The organism is Streptococcus parasanguinis, from assembly GCF_015556095.1.
GTDB classification, from domain to species: Bacteria; Bacillota; Bacilli; order Lactobacillales; family Streptococcaceae; genus Streptococcus; species Streptococcus parasanguinis_Q.
On sequence record NZ_JADNLT010000001.1, the window covers coordinates 281,069 to 301,830 of the forward strand.

General features: G+C 37.8%; 24 protein-coding genes and 3 pseudogenes. All 27 read left to right on the top strand.

Annotation, left to right across the window (positions count from 1 at the left end):
• Window positions 1–448 precede the first annotated feature (448 nt).
• The 27 genes and pseudogenes from I2E70_RS01400 (at window position 449) to I2E70_RS01525 (ending at window position 20,732) form a co-directional block, all read left to right on the top strand.
• Complete coding sequence (locus I2E70_RS01400) at window positions 449–1,171, top strand: MurR/RpiR family transcriptional regulator (RefSeq protein ID WP_013903423.1); 723 nt, start codon at window positions 449–451, stop codon at window positions 1,169–1,171.
• 8 nt (window positions 1,172–1,179) lie between these two features.
• A complete protein-coding gene (locus I2E70_RS01405; protein WP_013903424.1) occupies window positions 1,180–1,932 on the top strand; it encodes a MurR/RpiR family transcriptional regulator in 753 nt (250 codons plus the stop codon).
• Between the two features lie 148 nt (window positions 1,933–2,080).
• Window positions 2,081–3,511 carry a 6-phospho-beta-glucosidase gene (locus tag I2E70_RS01410; RefSeq protein WP_003003486.1) on the top strand — a complete coding sequence of 477 codons (1,431 nt, stop codon included), beginning with the start codon at window positions 2,081–2,083 and terminating at the stop codon, window positions 3,509–3,511.
• Window positions 3,512–3,523: 12 nt separating this feature from the next.
• Window positions 3,524–3,826: a PTS sugar transporter subunit IIB gene (locus tag I2E70_RS01415; protein ID WP_003003699.1), complete on the top strand. Its 303-nt coding sequence runs from the start codon at window positions 3,524–3,526 to the stop codon at window positions 3,824–3,826.
• Between the two features lie 10 nt (window positions 3,827–3,836).
• Window positions 3,837–5,150, top strand: coding sequence for a PTS sugar transporter subunit IIC (locus I2E70_RS01420; RefSeq protein WP_003003586.1), 1,314 nt, complete (start codon window positions 3,837–3,839; stop codon window positions 5,148–5,150).
• A 13-nt stretch (window positions 5,151–5,163) separates the two neighbouring features.
• Window positions 5,164–5,484, top strand: coding sequence for a PTS lactose/cellobiose transporter subunit IIA (locus I2E70_RS01425; RefSeq protein ID WP_003003528.1), 321 nt, complete (start codon window positions 5,164–5,166; stop codon window positions 5,482–5,484).
• Between the two features lie 28 nt (window positions 5,485–5,512).
• Window positions 5,513–5,803, top strand: a pseudogene (locus tag I2E70_RS01430) (alpha-amylase family glycosyl hydrolase); the annotation flags it as partial.
• A 395-nt stretch (window positions 5,804–6,198) separates the two neighbouring features.
• Window positions 6,199–7,272, top strand: a complete 1,074-nt coding sequence (locus tag I2E70_RS01435; protein WP_195423083.1) for a hypothetical protein — start codon at window positions 6,199–6,201, stop codon at window positions 7,270–7,272.
• A gap of 165 nt (window positions 7,273–7,437) precedes the next feature.
• Window positions 7,438–8,214: an alpha/beta fold hydrolase gene (locus tag I2E70_RS01440; RefSeq protein ID WP_195423085.1), complete on the top strand. Its 777-nt coding sequence runs from the start codon at window positions 7,438–7,440 to the stop codon at window positions 8,212–8,214.
• A 32-nt stretch (window positions 8,215–8,246) separates the two neighbouring features.
• Entirely contained in the window at window positions 8,247–8,984 is a 738-nt protein-coding gene (locus I2E70_RS01445; RefSeq protein WP_195423088.1) for a DUF4336 domain-containing protein, read from the top strand.
• A 259-nt stretch (window positions 8,985–9,243) separates the two neighbouring features.
• Complete coding sequence (locus I2E70_RS01450) at window positions 9,244–9,537, top strand: antitoxin (protein WP_195423090.1); 294 nt, start codon at window positions 9,244–9,246, stop codon at window positions 9,535–9,537.
• Window positions 9,530–9,868, top strand: coding sequence for a type II toxin-antitoxin system RelE/ParE family toxin (locus I2E70_RS01455; RefSeq protein ID WP_024054821.1), 339 nt, complete (start codon window positions 9,530–9,532; stop codon window positions 9,866–9,868). The genes I2E70_RS01450 and I2E70_RS01455 overlap by 8 nt, the downstream gene beginning before the upstream one ends.
• Before the next feature lie 14 nt (window positions 9,869–9,882).
• Window positions 9,883–10,320 carry a hypothetical protein gene (locus I2E70_RS01460; protein WP_195423092.1) on the top strand — a complete coding sequence of 146 codons (438 nt, stop codon included), beginning with the start codon at window positions 9,883–9,885 and terminating at the stop codon, window positions 10,318–10,320.
• Between the two features lie 18 nt (window positions 10,321–10,338).
• Window positions 10,339–10,779 carry a GNAT family N-acetyltransferase gene (locus tag I2E70_RS01465; protein ID WP_049483189.1) on the top strand — a complete coding sequence of 147 codons (441 nt, stop codon included), beginning with the start codon at window positions 10,339–10,341 and terminating at the stop codon, window positions 10,777–10,779.
• Window positions 10,780–10,963: 184 nt separating this feature from the next.
• Entirely contained in the window at window positions 10,964–11,983 is a 1,020-nt protein-coding gene (locus I2E70_RS01470) for a DNA/RNA non-specific endonuclease (protein ID WP_049506078.1), read from the top strand.
• 119 nt (window positions 11,984–12,102) lie between these two features.
• Window positions 12,103–12,279 (top strand): hypothetical protein, encoded by a 177-nt coding sequence (locus I2E70_RS01475; RefSeq protein WP_141760623.1) that lies wholly within the window; start codon window positions 12,103–12,105, stop codon window positions 12,277–12,279.
• Window positions 12,279–12,890: a Fic/DOC family protein gene (locus I2E70_RS01480; protein WP_023023568.1), complete on the top strand. Its 612-nt coding sequence runs from the start codon at window positions 12,279–12,281 to the stop codon at window positions 12,888–12,890. The genes I2E70_RS01475 and I2E70_RS01480 overlap by 1 nt, the downstream gene beginning before the upstream one ends.
• Before the next feature lie 253 nt (window positions 12,891–13,143).
• A complete protein-coding gene (locus tag I2E70_RS01485) occupies window positions 13,144–14,892 on the top strand; it encodes a glycoside hydrolase family 13 protein (RefSeq protein ID WP_070845502.1) in 1,749 nt (582 codons plus the stop codon).
• An 84-nt stretch (window positions 14,893–14,976) separates the two neighbouring features.
• Window positions 14,977–15,516, top strand: coding sequence for an RDD family protein (locus tag I2E70_RS01490; protein WP_049483183.1), 540 nt, complete (start codon window positions 14,977–14,979; stop codon window positions 15,514–15,516).
• Between the two features lie 391 nt (window positions 15,517–15,907).
• The gene (locus I2E70_RS01495; protein WP_049483180.1) at window positions 15,908–16,495 is read left to right on the top strand and encodes an Ltp family lipoprotein; all 588 of its coding nucleotides are present in this window, start codon (window positions 15,908–15,910) and stop codon (window positions 16,493–16,495) included.
• Complete coding sequence (locus tag I2E70_RS01500) at window positions 16,483–16,818, top strand: hypothetical protein (RefSeq protein ID WP_003006842.1); 336 nt, start codon at window positions 16,483–16,485, stop codon at window positions 16,816–16,818. The genes I2E70_RS01495 and I2E70_RS01500 overlap by 13 nt, the downstream gene beginning before the upstream one ends.
• Before the next feature lie 150 nt (window positions 16,819–16,968).
• A complete protein-coding gene (locus tag I2E70_RS01505; RefSeq protein WP_049485929.1) occupies window positions 16,969–17,280 on the top strand; it encodes a hypothetical protein in 312 nt (103 codons plus the stop codon).
• Window positions 17,281–17,428: 148 nt separating this feature from the next.
• On the top strand, window positions 17,429–18,205 hold the full coding sequence (locus I2E70_RS01510; RefSeq protein ID WP_229060237.1) for an Ltp family lipoprotein: 777 nt from the start codon (window positions 17,429–17,431) through the stop codon (window positions 18,203–18,205).
• 200 nt (window positions 18,206–18,405) lie between these two features.
• Window positions 18,406–19,293, top strand: coding sequence for a DUF4300 family protein (locus tag I2E70_RS01515; RefSeq protein ID WP_049483176.1), 888 nt, complete (start codon window positions 18,406–18,408; stop codon window positions 19,291–19,293).
• Between the two features lie 3 nt (window positions 19,294–19,296).
• Window positions 19,297–19,710 (top strand): hypothetical protein, encoded by a 414-nt coding sequence (locus I2E70_RS01520; protein WP_195423095.1) that lies wholly within the window; start codon window positions 19,297–19,299, stop codon window positions 19,708–19,710.
• 75 nt (window positions 19,711–19,785) lie between these two features.
• A pseudogene (locus I2E70_RS10665) lies at window positions 19,786–19,980 on the top strand (CPBP family intramembrane glutamate endopeptidase); the annotation flags it as partial.
• Window positions 19,977–20,732 (top strand): annotated as a pseudogene (locus I2E70_RS01525) (CPBP family intramembrane glutamic endopeptidase). The pseudogenes I2E70_RS10665 and I2E70_RS01525, both read left to right, overlap by 4 nt.
• Window positions 20,733–20,762 lie beyond the last annotated feature (30 nt).

Below are 20,762 nucleotides of genomic sequence, written 5' to 3' on the forward strand. Positions count from 1 at the left end.
AATTTTTGGAATGAATAGAAGTGATAGCTAGAAATTATCAGTTTCTATTTCCATTTACCCTGTGGGTACGTGTTTGTTTCCATTGACAAGGAGTTTGTGGGAATAGAAACTACCCCACCTTACATATCTCCAGAATGGGCGATTGAAATTGAGACAATTTAATAGAGATAAGCTCTTGTTATGTTTCTTTTAAGTCAATAAACTAACAATACTCAAAGTATGCTCGAAAATATGATATAATCTAGGACATAAGGCAATACTGTTTTAAAGTATTTTCTCTTAACCATGTCTCGTTAGACAAATCTGATTCGTCTGGTTTTCTAATAGATTTTAATGCTGACTTGGTTTTATAGCCATTATGCTCTCCATTATTTTAGTGTAGAACACTTTGGTTATTAGTTTTTTGTTATATTGTAAGCAAATCAATAGAGATAGAAAAAGGGATTATATGTTTAGTTATGAGGTTGTAGCAAGTTTTAACGACATAGAAAATGCTATCTATACAACTATTTTAGAAAATGAAAATATATCCTCTATGACAATCAAGGAATTGGCCCAACTTGCACATGTATCAGTTGGATCCGTACAACGATTTTGCAAGCATCTAGGATTTGATGGATATAGCCATTTTAAGATTGCTTATAAAGAATATTTAAAAAATGAGCAAATTATTTTAAACAATCAAGACAATCATTCTTTGAAGCTATTCATTGATTATACTGAGCAAGATACTTTTTTGCAGCTGATTATGGAGGCTGTGGCAATCTTAAAGAACGTTGAACAGATTGTTTTTGTCGGAATTGGTTCCTCTGGAACTTTAGGTCGATATGGAGCGCGCTATTTTTCAAATATTGGCAAATTTAGTATGTGTATTGAAGATCCTTGGCAACCAGTGCTGCAAAACAGTATGGAAAAAACTTGTGTCATTGCCTTATCCGAATCTGGTGAGACTTCTCAAACATTGAAAATTGTACAAAAATTAAAGGAAAAAGGTTGTCCAGTTATTGCCATCACAAATACATTGGAATCAACATTGTCAAGGCTATCTGATTGCTCCATAACCTATCATGTTCCTCAATTATTTTTAAATGGGTTTAATATTACGACGCAGGTACCTGTTATTCTCATTATTGAAATGTTAATGAAACAACTATATACTACAAAAGCATAAGGGTGTCTATGATTTTATTTGATTATCATAAAGTAAAAGGGCTAAATAATAGTGAATTAAGCGTGTATAATTTTATATTGCAACATAGAGATAAAGTTGCTACGATGACTATCAGAGAGCTATCGACATCTATAAATCTATCGACAACAACCATCATTCGTTTTGCGAAAAAGATGGGATTTGATAGCTACAATGATTTAAAATATGCCTTGTCAAGGTCGGAAGATAAGGAAAATAAACATCGTCACTACTTTCCTATTGGTATTCCAGCAATACAATTTTTACAGACTAGTGTCCAAGATGAAGCTTTAAAAAAACAACTATCAGAGATAGCAGACTTGATCGTTCAAGCCAAACAAGTTATCTTTTTAGGGGTGGGTACTAGTCTAAGTTTGGCAGAATATGGCTCATATCTTTTTTCTGGAATCGGTATTCTTAGCTTTGCTATTACTAACCCATTTTATTCTCTGAAATTGCATCATTCTAATTTGGAGGATGTTTTGGTTATTGCTCTAAGTGTCAGCGGTGAGACAGAAGAAGTTCTAACTCTGGTACAGGGATTCAAAGAAAGAAATGCTAAGATTGTTAGTCTGACAAATACAGATATTTCCACTTTATCACAGCTATCGGATATAAATTTATCCTACTTTATGCCAGTTGCCTACGCAGATTCCTCGCTACGTTCCACTAATTTGACCACTCAGATTCCAGTTGTCTATTTTTTAGAATCCTTACGTTACCAAGTTTATTTAAAAAAATAGGAGTGAAAACTCTTGTTTTTTTTATGTAACAAATATTGTTCGACTGTACATTTATTTTCTATCTCAATATCTATTGTCAGCAGGTACAGTATGTCGTAAAATAGACTTGTTCATAGCGCTAGTACAAAATACAGAAAGGATTGGTAAAATGGCAAAAATACCAGAAGGCTTTTTATGGGGTGGGGCAGTTGCTGCTCACCAAATTGAAGGAGGGTATGATAAAGGTGGAAAAGGCATTTCGATAGCCGATGTGATGACGGTTGGAAGTGCCAGTCACTCTCGACAGATTACTGATGGCGTCTTACCTGACGAATATTATCCGAATCATGATGCAATAGATTTTTACAGAACCTATAAGGACGATATACAATTATTCGCTGAGATGGGATTTAAGTGTTTTCGAACTTCGATTGCCTGGACTCGTATCTTTCCAAATGGAGATGAAGAAGAACCTAACGAAGAAGGGTTGAAATTTTATGATGATTTATTTGATCAGCTGCTAGCTCATCAAATTGAACCGGTCATCACACTCAGTCACTTTGAAATGCCCTATCATCTAGTTACTAAGTATGGTGCTTGGCGTAATCGCAAGTTGATTGATTTCTTTGTTCGTTTTGCGGAAGTCGTCATGGAACGATATAAGGACAAAGTTAAGTATTGGATGACCTTTAACGAGATCAATAATCAAGGTGCAATTAATGTTCCTTGGTGCTCATGGACTAATTCTGGTGTCATTTATCAAGAAGATGAAAATCCAGTTGAGGTACTACAGCAGGTTATCCATTATCAGTCAGTGGCTTCTGCAAAAGTTGTTCAATTGGGTCGGAAAATCAATAAAAATTTCAAAATTGGTTGTATGCTGGCAATGGTACCATTTTACCCGAATACATGTGATACAAAAGATATACTTGCTAGCCAGAAGGCAATGGAGCATCGTTTATTTCACTATGGAGATCTTCATGTTTTTGGAGAGCGTCCTTACTATATCGAGGCCTTTTGTCGAAAAAATAATATCAAACTGGATATTTTACCAGAAGATCTAGAAACTCTAAAAGAAGGTTGTGTAGATTATATTGGCTTGAGTTACTATATGAGTGATACAGTGACTGCTACAGCATCTGAGGAAACAGAAGAGCTTTTCAAAGATGTTTATACTAAGAAAAATCCCTATATTGAATCAAGCGATTGGGGTTGGCAGATTGACCCTGAGGGATTACGCTATAGCTTAAATCTTTTATACGATCGCTATCACTGTCCGCTTTTTATAGTTGAAAATGGATTCGGTGCTTATGATAAGGTAGAGCCTGATGGAATCCATGATTCTTACCGCATTGATTACCTCAAACAACACATTGAACAAATGATGTTAGCGATTGAAGAAGATGGCGTAAATGTCATTGGTTATACCCCTTGGGGCTGTATCGATATTGTTAGTGCTGGTACAGGTGAAATGGAGAAGCGTTATGGCTTTATCTATGTCGATAAGAATAATAATGGCGAAGGAACTTTGCAACGAATGAAGAAAGATTCCTTTACATGGTATCAAAAAGTGATTACATCAAATGGAAACGAATTATAAGGAGTAATTAAAATGAATATTGGATTGTTTTGTGCAGCAGGTATGTCAACAAGTATTTTGGTTGAGCGTATGAAAGAAGCGGCTCAGAAAAAAGGGAAAGATGCAACAATTGCAGCTTATTCCATCAGTGAATTGGAACAAAGAGTTGGAGATATTGATGTGGCTCTATTAGGCCCACAGGTTGGTTTCCAACTTGAAAAAGCAAAAGAAATTTGTGCTTCTCACAATGTTCCTGTAGAAGTGATTGCAATGGCTGATTATGGCACTGTAAACGGTATGGCAGTTCTTAAACAAGCTTACATGATGAAAAAATAAGGAGAAGATGATGAAGGATAAACTAATTAAAAAGTTTGTTGATCGGATGATGGCCTTTGTCAATACCAAAGGTGTAACAGCGATAAAAGATGGTATTGTTTTCTCTATGCCATTGTTGATTGTTGGCTCCATCTTTCTTATCTTGGCCAATTTTCCAGTTCCAGCTCTAGCAACGATGTTAGAAACTAGTGGTATTACCCCTGTTCTCAATCAAGCAATTGGTGCGACCTTTAATATCAGTGCGATTGTAACAGTCATTGGGATTGCGTATACCTATGCTAAGCTAGAAAAACAGGAGCCGCTTGGGGCAGGTGTCATTGCCTTAGCAGTTTTCTTGCTAATCCAGCCCTCCAGTTTGATTTCTAAAAATGGGGATGTAGTTGGTAACATTATTCTGAAGGATTGGACTTCCGGGAAAGGGATGATTGGTGCCATTATCGTTGGTTTGATTGTAGGAGCAAGCTATTCTTGGTTTTTGAAGAAAAATATCAAAATCAAAATGCCAGATGGCGTACCAACTGGTGTAGCCAACGCATTTTCAGCCTTGATTCCTGCTACTGTTATCATCACAGCGGCAACGATCTTTGTCGGACTTGTTGAACAATTGTTTAAGGTCACAACGATTGAAGTGATTTATAATCTTATTCAAACACCAATGCAAGGCTTGACTGACTCATTGTTTGGTGCGGTGCTTATGTGTTTCCTTGTACCATTCTTATGGATGTTTGGGGTGCACGGCTCAACTGTAGTTGGTGGCATCATGAGTGGCTTGCTACAGGCGAATGCTTTGGAAAACCAAGCCATTTTAGATAAGGGCCTTGAATTAAATCTAGCCAATGGTGGTCATATTGTGACGATTCAATTTTTTGATCAATTTATCAATGTTACAGGTGCCGGGATTACGATTGGTTTGGTAGTTTACATGGTTGCATTTGCAAAATCAAAACAACTAAAAATTCTTGGACGTCTTGAAATGGTTCCAGCCATCTTTAATATCAATGAGCCGGTGCTCTTTGGTTTGCCGATTGTAATGAATCCAGTTTTAGCAATTCCCTTTATATTAACGCCTATTTTATCTTGTATCATCCAGTATTCAGCGATTTATTTTGGACTGACACCTATGTATGGTGCCGTTCAAGTTCCGTGGACTTGTCCTCCAATTATTTCAGGATTTATCATCGGTGGTTGGAAAACAGCCTTGTTGCAAACACTTATTTTGGTTATGTCTTTCTTTGTTTATTATCCGTTTATTAAACAGATGGATAAACAAGCTTTACAAGCTGAAATACAAGAAACAAGCGATTTAGAAGACGAAGATTGGTAAGAGAGGCATTAAAATGGACGAAAAAGTACTCGAAGTGTGTTTTCAAATTATCACCTATGTAGGAACAGCAAAATCTATGTACATCGATGCTATTCAATTGGCTAAGCAGGGTGAATTTGAGCAGGCTAAAGATAGAATTAAACAAGGCGAAGAAGCATTTGTACAGGGACACAATGCTCACCACTCACTTTTGACAAAAGAAATGAATGGGGAATTAAACCAAACAGGTCTAATTCTGATGCACGCTGAGGATCAGTTATTGAGTGCAGAAGGTTTTCGAACGATTGCTGAGGAATTTATAGCAGTCTATAAACGCTTTGAGGAAGGTAAATAGAGCAAGTTATGAAAGTAAAAATTAAGCAATGTTAATTACCTATTCAGACAGTCTTGGAAAAAATCTGAAAGACTTGAAGCAGGTCTTAGAAGGCCCTTTGAAAGATGTGGTCGGTGGTGTCCACATTCTTCCCTTCTTTCCATCGTCAGGCGACCGCGGGTTTGCACCCGTGGACTATACCAAGGTTGATGAGGGTTTTGGAGATTGGAGCGATATTGAGGCACTCAGTCAAGACTACTATCTCATGTTTGATTTCATGATTAACCATATCTCAGCCAAGTCGCCTTATTTCCTTGATTTCCTAGAAAAGAAAGATGATCCGCCCATGCGACAAGGTGAAACCGAAGGTCGAGAAGGTATCATGGGGTATAGGTCTCATAGAATGAGGAGGGAAACAGACGAAACGATACGGTAACAGAGAACTGCATAGTGTGGTGATGCCTTTTACCGACTGATATAGGATTGTAGAGATGGTAAACTGGATAGGATTTTGGTCAAGTTGAGTAGTTATTTTGACAGGAATATCATGTGCCAATTTCTCGACAACATCACAATCTCAGGAAGTGGGCAGATTCCTGTAACTTTCCTTGAAGGAAGAGAAGTTGACTTGTAGGAAACTGCAATCGAAAGGTTGCAGTTTTTTGTGTTGTTTCGTGGTATAATATGCTAAAACGATAAACGGTAAGATTGGTTACTAGCTGTAGGAGTTATATTATGGGTAAGTGGACTTGTCAATGCGGATATCCAATGAATGACCATGCTGCTCCAGACCCGAATGCTTTTTCGGTATTCTCGGATGAGTTATGGGAAGAGATAACGGATACCGCAGATGAAAATAATAAGATTGATTATTATGATATTACTGATGCTTCGTACTATGCTTGGCAATGTCCAAATTGTCATAGCTTGATGGTATTCGGTGAGGATGAGAATCCAAATCGTTATACTTTCTATAAGTGGATAGATTTAGATAGTAAAGAGAAGGAGCTATCTGATCAAGAAACTGATTCAAATTCATCAGATATAGTTTACAGAGTTGCATCAGTCACTTTTTCAGAGTTTGGTGAGGAATACATCTATATTTGTGAGGATGAATCAATCGGGGAAGACCATTTTGTGGTTGTACCTGTTGGAATCAACGACGTTGAAAAGATTGCTCATGTTGTGAAGATATATCAGGCTTCGCAAAAAGACATCTCATATCCAATTGACAAGTTAAAGCGTGTGATTAAGCGTTACTCTGATTTTGATAAAGGGAAAGCAAGAGAGATTGCAGCTGAATTATTAAGGTCAGGTCGATGTTTGCAAATAAATGATTTTTCTAAATCAGTAGCAACAGACGAATATTTTGATATTTTGCACAATAAACTTGGATACTGGTGGTTGGAACTGAATGGCGTTCCCATTCCAATGAAGGTTATCCTATTGAATACCAATTATGAAAAGTATCACGTTGACTGCGCTATACATATCAAACCTTACAATATGCACTATAGTACTTTCCAATCGTTAAAGTTATGTACCGACTTTGAGATTGACGCTTCCCGCTGGGTTGATGTCATTTCTTATGAATATGTTTGGGGAAATTACTGGGAACTTGATGGTATCCAGTTTGGGATAACCTGTCAGGAATCATCAGAGGAGGATGAAGTGACACTTGGCAAATACAGTCGTGTCCCATATTATAAGGACTGGCATCCAGATTGGAGCTATAGCTACGGTTTTAATGTAGCTTGGAAACCACATGAATCTGATGAAGACTTATCGGTAGGTTTTTACATTTCTTAAAGTGATAAATTCGTTCAATCATATAATAACAAAGCCATACTAGTCACTTTTCGTTCGATAATATAGATGTTTGCTAGCATCACATGTTGAGGCAGTATCACTGCTTGTTCAAAATGATTTAATATGGATGTATCTAGTGAAAATCCCACAGTAAGGAGTTTAAACATGAAATTCCATGAATTTGGTGATAAGAATTTGCCTCCTATCTTGCTGATACATGGCGGTGGCAGTTCTTGGTGGAATTATCTTCGCCAAGCACGGATCTTATCAGAAGAATACCGTGTTATTTTACCTACTTTGAATGGCCACGGCGAAGAATATCAACTTGATTATGTTTCTACGGAAGATTCTGCTTTGGAGATCCTAGACTATATCAAAGAACACTGTGGCGGGAAGTTGTTTGCGATTGGTGGTGTTTCGCTTGGAGGTCAAATTGCTATGGAGCTTTTGTCCTTAGACAGCGAAATTGCTGAGAAGGCCATCATAGACGGAAGCCTCTGTATTCCTCAACCAAGGTTAGCTAAAATCAGCATCTTTCTAGTATCACTATTTGGTAAACTGATGTTCAGTAAATTCTCTTGCAAACTCCAGTTAAGCATGATGGACAAACTCTATTCTAAATTGGCTTATTCAGACGAACTAAAAGCTTATTATTTGGAGGATCTGCCAAGGACGCCTATCAAAACATTGGTGACTATTTACAAAACCTATATGGGGCGTTACAAGCTCAAGGACACGATTTCTGCTAGTAAAGCGCAGGTTCTGTATATCTACGGTGAAAAAGAATTGAACTGTGTGAAAGCATCAGCGAAATTATTTCATCAGCTACATCCCAACACGATCCTGTATGAAGCAAAGGGCTATAACCATGGCTATTTATCAGCTTACCTGCCTCAAGAGTGGATTGATTTGGTGGTACCATTTTTGGAGAATAACGATTGATTATACTTTATTAATTTAGAAAGCAGAGTTTCATGGAAGTCAAAAAATATAGTCCGCTCAATTCCTTAAAAAAGATAGCAGATAACCTCTGGATTGTAGATGGGGAAGAAGTACTGATGAATTTCAAACTCTTCAAAGTGCCTTTTTCAACTAGAATGACAGTTATCCGTCTGCAGAATGGTGGTCTTTGGGTGCATTCGCCGATTAAGCCTAGTGATAATTTACTTTTTGAAATCAAGCAATTAGGTGAGGTAAAACACCTTATTGCACCCAATGTCTTACATTATAGTTATATAAATGAGTGGCACGAACTATTTCCGGAAGCAGAAGTATGGCTAGCTAGTGGTGTTCAAAAGCGTGCCGGAAAATCGGGAATGAATTTATATTATGGTCATGAACTAGAGAAAGCCAATTGGAACGAGGAAATTTGTTTTACAACATTTGAGGGAAGTTTTTACGTGAAAGAGGTTGTTTTTTTCCATACTGAAAGTTCAACTCTAATTTTAACGGATCTTATTGAAAACATAGAAACAGAAAATTTATCGATTTTTGAAAAGCTACTGTTAAAAATAGGTGATAATCACTATCCAAATGGTAAAACACCAAGAGATTTAAGAATGACTTTTTTATTTGGTAAAAAACAAGCATTGAAGAGTTATCATAAAATAAAGAAATGGGAACCTAAGAATATTATTATTTCTCATGGACCGTGTATCATTGGACAAACAAAAGAGATGTTAAACCAAGCGTTCTCTTGGCTAGAGAAATAGGAATTTACTATAAAGAATTTAATAAAATATATCTAATATAATTGACTAAAATTACTTGGAGTTGTTAAATTAAGATGTGGAATCTACTTAAATTGTTGATTCTAATAGGTATCAGATGACCCCCGAGAAAGAATATAGATTAACTCTCGGTATCCCTCAATTAGATTTAGTGAAAGAAGAATCCATTTTTTACTTGATTCCCCTCTCTATCTTATGGTAGTATGTATATACAAATTGTATGTACAAAGGAGAGGTAGAAATGGCAAACACGAAAGCAGTGAATTTTCGAGCAGATGCGATGTTTTACCAGAAAACAAAAGAGGTGCTTGCGGATCAAAAAATTTCTGTGTCAGATGTCCTAAATGCAGCACTTCGAAAAATTGCCAACGGGACTGTGGATCCAGAAGATTTTGTTTCGAGTGATTTGCAGAACACGCAGTATCAAGTGGCCTTTGAGGATTTGAAGAAGGAGATTTTAGTGGGGCACCAGGAAATCGCTCAAGGAAAAGTTACTTCTGTAGCCGATGTGAGAAAGGAATTTGGTCTTGACTAAGTTGAAACGTTATCAGGTCTTTCTTTCAGATCGTGCTAAGCAGGACTTGCGTGACATTCACGACTATATTCTTGTGAATTTTTATAGCCAGCAAGCTGCAGATGGCAAAGTCGATTTGCTATTGAGTGCTCTTGAGACCCTAGAACTCTTTCCAGAAGCCTGTCCTCTGGTATCAAGCCGGGGCTATGGTGAGATGACGAATGATGGAAAACCCTATCGTTATATGCCAATAGAGAACTATCTTACATTTTATTATATTGAGAAGCATAGGGTGTATGTTGCTCGTATCCTTAGTGCAAAGCAGGATTGGGTCAAGATTTTTTATAAGTAGGATGCGGAACCTCCATGTTAAAATCGAATAAGCTGATTATTTTTTTAATTTCTCTCCCCTTTCTGATGGTTATTGTTTTCTATTCTCTTAGTGAGCATCCTGGATATAGTGATGATGGGAATTTCGTCAGAAATCATGAGGCTACTATTAAGGAGGAGATCATCGCACACTTAGCTCAGGAAAAGCAAGACATAAAATCTGTGACGCTCTTACCAAATACTGCTAGAGGAGAGTATGATAATGGTGGTGATGTTAGTGGAAATTACCATATCTATTTTACAGCCTACGTTGATCATAATCGCGAGCGAACGATAAGCGTAGAACTATTCTTCCCAGATGCCAGCATTCCCCCTTTCACCTTGTTTCCTCCCAATCCTTATAAAGACAAGGGCAAAAAGATGTCCAATTGGGTGATGGGGAATATTGAAGTATCGGAAGAAACCTCTAAATAGAAATAAGAATAAGTAATAATGAATAGAATAGTAGATGATCAGATCACTCTTATACCTTATTATAGGAATGATGCCATCTCCCTTCTTTGGTATCAAGATAGTGATGTTTGCAAACAAGTGGATAATACTGATCAGATTTACGATATTACAAAACTTCATAAAATGTATGATTATCTAACTTCACATGGTTCTTGCTTTTATATCCAATATGAGGGAGTGTTAGTTGGAGATGTGACTCTTCAAGATAATTCAGAGCTTTCTATAGTGATCAGCAAAGAGTATCAGAATTTACAGATCGGAAGACGGTGTATTTCTGAAATGATACAGATGGCCAAAGAGAAAGAAATGGTTAGGGTAACTGCTCAAATTTATCCTTTTAATACTCAAAGTCAAAGAATGTTTTTGGCTTTGGGATTTCAGAAAGTAGATGAAGAGTGGTATGAATATAAGTTGATTTAGGAAAGCTGTGTATTATTTTATGTATTTAAATAATAGTCCGTATTTTATATACTAAAGAATATTAAAGTGAGAATAAACTCATTAAAAACATATAATTGAAATAGGAGAAGAAATTATCTATCTTCTATGTCTGTAACCGTTTTTTCTGCTATAATAATACTAGATAGTAATACGGGAGTTTATCATGGTTACAAAACGGTTTTTGAAAAATGTTATTGTTGCGATAGTCTCGGTTTTTATGTTCTTGGTCGTTGTTCAAGGGGCCCAAGCTCAGCAAACTGGACTCGATTACCAGAGTCTTCATCTACTGCCTTTTAATGGCAATAAGCAGCTAGTACTGGGGGATTTTGATCATTTGGGTCGTGCAACCTCCGCTCATATTCAGCTGCAGGACAAGGATGAGCCAAAGAAAAAAAGAGAACCACGTCTCAGCTATAATCCGGTTGGCTGGCACAATTATAAGATTGCTTATGGAAATAAAGGAAAGAAGGCCTGGTTGTTCCATAGAGGGCATTTGATCGGCTATCAGTTTAGCGGTCTGACCAATGAAGGGAAAAATCTGGTTCCTCTAACTGCCTGGACCAATACGGGGAATTATAAAGGGACAGCAGATAGCAATGTGGAGGGCATGCTCTACTACGAGAAACGACTCGATAGCTGGCTATCCACCCACCCCAATTATTGGCTGGACTACAAGGTGACTCCGGTCTATACGGGGGATGAATTAATTCCTCGGCAGGTGACCTTGCAATATGTAGGAATTGATCGAGATGGCAACCTTCTACCAATCAATTTAAGTAGTCCCAAAGAGTCAGTAGATGCTTATGGGATCACCACCGTTACCTTGGACAACTACTCTAAGAATGCGACCATTGACTATCTCAAGGGGACTGCCAAGCCATCTTTAGTGCCGACAGAACCAAGTAGTCAACCTCAACCTGCTAGTCCTTCTGTAGAGACGCAACCAAGTCAAGCCCCTCAACCGAGTCAAGCAGTAGAGCCAGTTCAGCCAGTCCAACCTGTCGAGCCTGCAGCACCAATTCCTCAACTAGCTCCAGTTGTTTATGTGGCCAGAAATGGGAGTGCGGATGTTTATTGGTATTCTAAAGATAGCATGCCACGAAATACCAACTTTGCGAAAGTAGTTGAAATGTCAGAAGAGCAAGCGCTAAGTCTTGGAAAGCGGCATACAAGTAAGGAATGAGTATAAGTTATTATGATAATGAGAAAGCCCAATCGCTGGGCTCTTTGTGTAGGGTAAGTACTAAATAGGAGAACTAAAATGATTGAAAATATGCTATAATAATAGGACGGAGGTAGAATATGACCTTAGATATAGATAAAGAAAAAATGATGATTATGGGTGTGATTTTTGACAACAAAAAGGTTTTTAAGAGCGTCTGGTTTGCTCTGAGCACCAATATGATTGAAGGATGGCATCCCACGGTAGAAGACGTGGAGCGACTGAGAGAAGAGGCAGTTGCATTAGGAGTTGGATAATGGTCAGAAAAATATATGATGGGTATGATTATATAGACCCTGATAATTTATACACCTATCCCCATTCATCTGTTCTCATAAATAAATTTAATGAGAAAAATGATAATAAAGCACGAGAATTAGAATATCGTTTAGTAGCAAGCCAAAGTTTAAAACTGTTTATTAATCCAATTGAAGTAAATACTGTTTCAGATATTTTAAAGATTCATAAGTTTCTTTTTGAAGGAATGTATACTTGGGCAGGTCAATACCGTCAAGTAAATATCTCTAAAAGTGGAAATGCTTTTATGCCAGTTCAGTCTTTTGATATGGCAGAAAAATTTTTAAATACCTTGCTTTCAAACTATTTACTTAACGCAAATAATAAAATTGAGATTTGTAAAAGTTTAGCTGAGATATTAGATAATCTAAATTATTTTCACCCATTTCGAGAAGGAAATGGTCGTACTCAACGAGAAGTTATCCGTTCTTTAGCTTTGATGAAAGGGTATGAATGTGAAATTTCAATTGGTTTAGATGATGATATCTATCACTTATATATGGATGGAACAGTTTATGGAGATACTAGTAAGCTCGAACAACTGTTCAATAAACTATTAACAGAAATATAGATCTGTAGTATATTTTAGTAGGAAACAGTATAAAGTGATGCTTATAAGGTAAAGTCATTGCTTCAACAAAAATCTTTAAGCCCAATTGCTGGGCTTTTTGTTTTGCAATACAATTATAAAAAGTGAGTAATCTAAAATGATCTCTCAGAATCTTGCAAACGTTTTTATAAAGTAGTATACTAGAAATAGTTTATGGAATCGTTTGCATAAATTGGTAAATGATGAAAAGAGAGTATAGTAGGAGACGAGACAGATGGAATTAACAGCGATTTATCACAGGCCTGAATCGGAGTACGCCTATCTTTATAAGGACGGCCAGCTTCACATTCGCATCCGGACCAAGAAAGAAGATATCAAACGAATTGTCTTGCACTATGGGGATCCCTTTATTTTTATAGAGGATCTTTATGAGGCAACTAAGGAAATGGACAAGGTGACGACCGACGACCTCTTTGATTATTGGCAAGTGTCGGTATCTGTCCGCCATGCCCGGATCCAGTACCTCTTTGAATTAGAGGACACAGCGGGAGAGAAGGTCTTGTACGGAGATCGGGGTGTGGCAGCCTACAACAAGGAGAACCTGGACTTCGTCATGAACGGTTTTAAGCTTCCCTTTATCCATGAGATTGATGGGTGTGCTGTTCCAGATTGGGTGGCTCAGACGGTTTGGTACCAAATCTTTCCTGAGCGCTTTGCCAATGGGAATCCAGCCATTTCCCCAGAAGGTGTTCGTCCTTGGGATGCCTCTATTGCTCCTCAAGTATTGGATTTCTTTGGTGGTGATTTGCAAGGGATCATCGATCACTTGGACTATTTGCAGGATCTAGGGATTACAGGGCTCTATCTTTGCCCGATTTTTGAATCGCCGAGCAATCACAAGTACGATACCATTGATTATTTTGAAATTGATCGACATTTTGGAGATAAGGAGACCTTCCGCCAGCTAGTGAAAGAGGCCCATGCGCGTGGGATGAAGATCATGCTGGATGCCGTCTTCAACCATATTGGCTATGATTCACCCCAATGGCAGGATGTGGTCATATACGGGGAGGATTCGATTTACAAGGACTGGTTCCATATCAAAGAGTTCCCTGTCTCCTCAGAAAATCTGTGGAATAGTCGCAACTTATCTTACCATGCTTTTGCCTTTGCGGGCTTTATGCCTAAGCTCAATACGGCTAATCCTGAGGTGAAGGCCTATCTCTTGAAGGTGGCGACTTACTGGATTGAAGAGTTTGATATTGATGCTTGGCGACTGGATGTGGCCAATGAGATCGACCATCAATTCTGGCGGGATTTCCGTAAAGCGGTCTTGGCCAAGAAGCCGGATCTCTATATCCTCGGGGAAATCTGGCATTCGTCCCAACCTTGGCTCAAGGGCGATGAGTTCCATGCGGTGATGAACTATCCCCTCTCTGAAAGTATCAAGGATTATTTCCTGCGGGGGCATAAGGAGACGCAACGCTTCATTTGGGAAATCAATAGCCAGTCCATGTATTACAGGCAGCAGATTTCTGAGGTGATGTTTAACCTCTTAGACTCCCATGATACAGAGCGCATCTTGACGACGGCCAAAGGGGATCTTCAGTCTGTCAAGTCTGCTCTCACCTTCCTCTATCTGCAACGGGGTACGCCTTGTATCTATTATGGGACGGAGCTAGCCCTCATCGGCGGCCCAGACCCGGATTGCCGGCGTGTCATGCCTTGGGAGCGCGTGTCAGCAGACAATGACATGCTGAACTTTATGAAGGACTTGATCCAGCTCCGAAAAGAAGTAGCGGGCGTTATCCAGCATGGTAAAGTGAGTCTGAAAGAAGTAGAGCCAGATGTAGTGGCAGTAGAATGGCAGCATGAAGGTCACATTCTCAAAGCCTACTTTAACCACTCTAAGAAAGAATTTGTATTAGAAAGAAGACAAGCAGATCTGATCAGCCATGGGACCATTTCCGATGATCGATTGATCATCCAACCAAATGGATTTGTTATTTATAGGGAAGATTAGTAAGAAAGAAGCCTGGAATCGAGAGATTGCGGGCTTCTTTTTATAAATAGTATCTTTATTCGCACCCTTATATTATAATAGGAGATGAGAAGGGGGGAGACGGTGATGAAGATGTTAGCAATCAATCCTATTTCGTTAAAAAAAAGAATGACAGAATTTCTGTTTGATTATCTTTTCATTTTAGCTTACCTAGTTCTTCTGTTTTTAGGTTCGATGCTTATTTACATCATCTTTTTTAATGGTGTCCCAGAGTTTACAGAAATTCAGTCGCAGTGGCTTGTATTTTTCACCTCTATTTTGCCAATCACGCTCCTTTTCACATTCTTTGATTATAAAAATGGTGGCAGTTTTGGGAAGGTAAAAGCGGGACTTGAATTGGTCTACCAGAAAAAAACAGTGCAGGCTAGCTTGATTAGAAATGTCATCAAATTTTTACCTTGGCAACTCGGTCATATGGGCACGATTCATGGTTTCTATAGTGATTTTGATGTGTTATCCATTATCCTCTCGTTTTCAGCAACTCTACTCGCAGTTTTGCTACTGGCAATGACAATGTTTAGAAATGATAAGAGGCATCTAGGAGACCTGCTAGCCCATACGCAAGTGCAACTAAAAGGTGACTAGGATGAAATGTTAGGCTGTCGATAAGAAAAAATGGAAACATAGCTAGGAAATAGGGCTATGAATGAGACTCTAGAATTCACAAATCTTTGTATGGTAAGAGACGGCGATAGAGTTCTTGTTATGGATCGTGAGAAAGAGTCTAGGCAAGGAATGACATTGCCTGGTGGTCCTGTCACAAATGTTGAGTCTTTTATGGAACCAACTCATTTTTTAACATCATTAAGAATGAGTTGCTATATTTAAACAGGGATTAATAAAACCGTTATTGAAGGATTCTATAGGAATTGTTTTGAGTGACTGGAGAAGTTAATTCTCCTAGTGTTGAGTGACAATATTGTTTTATTAAGCACAAAATAACAAATTAGACTAAAAACAAGTAAAGGTATTCATTATGAAAAAATTTTTGATATTTATTTTTACAATGTTTGGATTGATGTTAGGAATGTTAGCTATGATATATAATGAATATATTCGAGCTTATGAAGCGGCTCATCATAGATCAAGCTTTCCAGAACCGAAAGAAAATTTACTAGTACCAGTAAGTACAAGGGCATATGCAAAAGCTAAATCTTGGTCAGAGAAATCTCCTTTATCGAAGCAACAAATTAAAAATTATCTTACTAAGTATGGCAGGTATTCAGAGTATACTTCCCAGTCCGCTGTCAATAAGCTTAATATAGACTGGAAAGAGCAGGCTGTTTTAAGAGCAAAATCATATCAAAAGTTTCATTATTCAAAAGAAAAGTTAGTTGGGCAACTTGTAGATGTTGATCTATTTACTCCAGAAGAGGCTGACTATGCTATAGAAAAAGTTCATTTCGATTGGAAAGAGGAAGCTGTGAAAGAAGCGGAATCTTCTGCAAACGGTGGCAATATTTCGAAAGAAAGGTTATTAGAAATACTTGTTGAAAATAGAAAATTTACTCAAGAGGAAGCGGAGTACGCAATAGAACATGCTCAAGTAGATTGGTTAAATTAAACAATAATTTTACTATTGATTTGAAGAACTTAAAAGAGGCTGATGAATCTAAAATAGCTACGATAGAAAGTAATGAAAAGTGGCATAATGAAAATAAGGACACAATTTCTATTTATGATCGCTATTTGAACAGTGATGATTACAAAACAAGTCCAATGAAAAATATTCAAGATCAACTGAAAACATTTTTGATGGACCATCACTACTATGAGGTCGCTATTCCGCTGATTAGACAATTTAGTAAGAGTTACGATCATTATTATAAAAAACTAACTGAGGCAAGTGACTATTATTTAAAGCAAAAGGGTGATGCTCCACAGTAAATCGGAAATTAATATCCTTCATAAGATTTTACGATTAAGAGATAGAGTGAGGGATGACTTGCCCTTGCTCTATTTTTCGGTTCCTTTAGTTGTAGTTTTCACTACATAGGTGTATAATGTGTCCATAGATAAACAAATGAGGAATTTACTATGGAATTAAAAGATTTTACAGAAAAAGAACAAGAACAAATCAACCAAGGTTTGAGTACAGCTGAGATTACTGATAAAGAAGCGGCGAAGAAGTTGCTCGCTTTAGTCCCGCAAGAATGGATCAAACGTATTCCATTCTTTGTCAGAGGGCATGCGACGACCAAGACAGTTGAGCGTGTAGCCAAGCAATCCCCTGAACTCTATGCCGTGGCTAAACGTCAAGGGGACCTTCCTGAAAAAGAAGGAGAAGAGCTCCGCAAGATTATGACAGCCATCTTTGAAGAAAAGATGAACAAACACAAGATTAAATAATCCTTTATTATTTTTTATCTCACATTGAACGAGTGATTGCAGTTGAAATGCAGTCACTTTTTTATTTACTAGCATAGAGACTTTTACACTAGTAAATAAAAATGAACAATATTTCATGGTATAATACTAATGAATGTAGTTCAAGAGGATGAAAGATTCCATTGGAAAAAAACAAGTAAAGGTAGTCATTATGAAAAAATTTTTGATATTTATTTTTACAATTTTTGGATTATTTGCAGGAATGCTAGCTCTGATGGCAATTGAGTATCAAATAAGTTATAATAAATGGATAAATTCACGTTCAGGATCACAGTTGACTAATCCTGTACAAAAATACTCTTCTTCAAGTGATGGAAATAAGGATGATTTAGAATCATCAAAACAAGAATACGCTTCTTCAAGTGATAGAAAAAATAAGGATGATTTAGAATCATTAATGAATATGTTTATGAAAAGACTATTTCCTCCAACTTTACTAGATCCAGATTATACATATGCATATGAAGAAGCTAAATCTTGGTCAAAAAAGCATTTATCGAAGGAGCAAATTAAAATTTATCTTACTAAGTATGGCAACAGCTATTCAGAGGATGCTACTCAGTACGCTTTAAATAAGCTTAATGTAGACTGGAAAGAGCAAGCACTTTTAAGAGCAAAATCATATCAAGAGTTTCATTATTCGAAAAATAAATTGGTTGAGCAACTTATAAATATTGACAAATTTACTCAAGAAGAGGCTGATTATGCCATAGAACATGTTCATTTCGATTGGAAGGAGAACGCTGTGAAAGAAGCAGAATCTTCTTCAAACGGTGGCAACATTTCGAAAGAAAGGCTATTAAAAATACTTGTTGAAAATAGAAAATTTACTCAAGAAGAAGCTGAGTATGCAATAGAACATGCAAAAATAGATTGGTTGAATTAAACAATAGTTTTAATTTTGATTTTTATAACATATTGAAGAGCTGGACAATTTGCCAGCTCTTTTTGCTGTTTATTAACTTTTCTCATTTCGTAAAAAATAGTTGGAGCAAAGCCAGTTTTAAACTATAATATAGGAGAAGGATTATCAATATGAAAAATTTATGGTACAAATATTTTAATCAATAGAGAAGGAACCAATCTATGAAACCATCTAAAAAAATCATGCTCCTTACTAGCTGTGCTTTGGCGATCTTTGCTTTAGTAGCTTGTGGGACCAACCAAAAGCAATCCAAGGAAAAGAAGGAAACTTCCACTGTGCAGAAATCTAGTTCAGACAAGGAGCACTACAAGGGAACATACAGCAACCTCAATAGCAAGGCTAGTGTCGAAGAAGTGCGCACTCTCTTGTCTGCTTATTTGGATCAGGAGAGTGTAGACAAGTTTCTTGGTCTAGTAACGGACTATGATAGCATTGTCGGCTCGGTCGGTTTGACGGGTGACTTCAGCAAGTTCAAGAAAACAGACTACAATGTCGAGAAGATCAGTGACTTATGGACCAAGCAGAAGGGCGATTTTGTCGGGACCAACTGCCGGATCAATAGTTATACCTTGCTGAAGAATCGCATCGAGATTCCTAAGATGAAAGCGGATAGTGAACTCTTGTTCGTGGATAATGATGCCATTGACAAAGGGAAGATCTTCGATGAGGCAGACAAGGAAGTTTTTAACATTCTGTATTCACGGGTTCCGACAGAGGCGACAACGGATGTCAAAGTCCATGCCAAGAAGATGGAAGAGTATTTTTCAAACTTCAAGTTCAATGAAAATGCACGCATGCTTTCCGTTATCGTTCATGATAACCTAGACGGAAATACCCTTTTTGTCGGCCACGTCGGTGTCTTGGTTCCTGCAAAGGACGGCTATCTCTTTGTTGAAAAGCTAACCTTTGAAGAGCCTTACCAAGCCATCAAATTTGCGACCAAGGAAGATGTTTACAAATACTTGGAGACCAAATACCAGGACTACACAGGCGAAGGTCTAGCTAAGCCCTTTATCATGGACAATGAAAAATGGGTAGAGATGAAGTAGAGGATGAAAGACAGCGTGTTAGAATTTAGAAAGATAATGGAGTATGCTCCGATTCTATTTGTGCTAGTTTTCTTGCTCGTTTTCAGTCTTCTCCTTTTCCTGAGAAGAAGGGCAATCGCGAGGCGTAGTAGTGGTCCCTTCTTTGCTCCTTTCCATATTAGCCTTGGAATCTTCTATATCCATGTCGCTCTGTGTTTCAGTCGGCGAATGATCTCACTTAAAGAGATCAAGCAAATCACCTATGCAATTTTTCGTGGACGATCTGGTGGTGGGGCTCGCTATGCTTTTTATATCGAGCTTAGAAATGGAAAGACTATTCCCTTCTTTTTTGGAAAAAGTAAGCGGAATGAAGAGCTAGTGGAGAAGCTCAAACGAAATGCTGGCAGGTATGGGTTTAAGGTAGATCATTTGCCATAGAATACAAACATATGTAGAAAACAAAACGAGTATTATATCCTTAAAAACGAAAGTAAGCAATTCTAAGAAAGAATATATTCATTTTCGGCCTTGTATCATAAAACGCAAAATTTATGGCTCTGTGTCATGACCCATGCCTGTATCAATTCCTTGTCTCAGATGATAGTGAATGAAGAGGTATGGCTGTCTATCGTCAGTAAAATTCTTATTATTAGTTTAGCAATCATGATTGCAAGAAGGAAGTATGTAATAGTAAAGGAGGAAAAATGAACAAATTTATTTCAAAACAATCAGTCGCTATCTGGTATGGATTGACTGCCCTCCTAGCTACATTTATAGTGGGGCAAGTGATCCTTTGGTTTTTCCCAGATAGGACTAGTATGGGGGCCTCGCTCCTGTTTATCCTAATGAACTTGATTCCCATGATGATGGCGGCTGTCTTTTCTCTTGTGGTGAGGGAAGTCAACTCCTTGGGTGAATTTTTCAAAAAGGTCTTTCTTCAAAAAGAAAGTCCCCTATCTTGGATCCTAGCTTTCTTCGTTCCCGTCATCTATTATGGGATTTCCATCCTGCTCATGAATGTTCGCTTTACTGGGAACTCCCTCTTGGACTTCTTCCTTTATTTTCCCTGGACCTTTTTATATGGAGGTCTGGAAGAAGTCGGTTGGCGTTGGTTTTTACAAGATCATCTTTCCTTTAGTAAGCACTTTATACCTAAAATGATGGTTCTTTCCATTGTCTGGTTCCTCTAGCATATTCCTATTTATCAACTCCCTTGGATTACTGCAGGTTCGTCCAACTATCTCATCTTTTACCTGATGATTTTAGGGAATACCTTCCTATTTGGAGCGCTCAAGGAGTATTCAAAAGGAGCTGTTCCTTGTATTCTCGCTCATATGTTGATCGATAGTCTAGCTGTCCTCATGCTGGTACAGAGCTCTCTTCCTCAGATTATCCTTCTGGTTAGTTTCGAAATTCTAGTATCCTCTTGGCTGGTGGCTGCACGAAAATCAGAGAAATAGAGTTGTACCTCTTTCGGTGGGAGTCCGTCA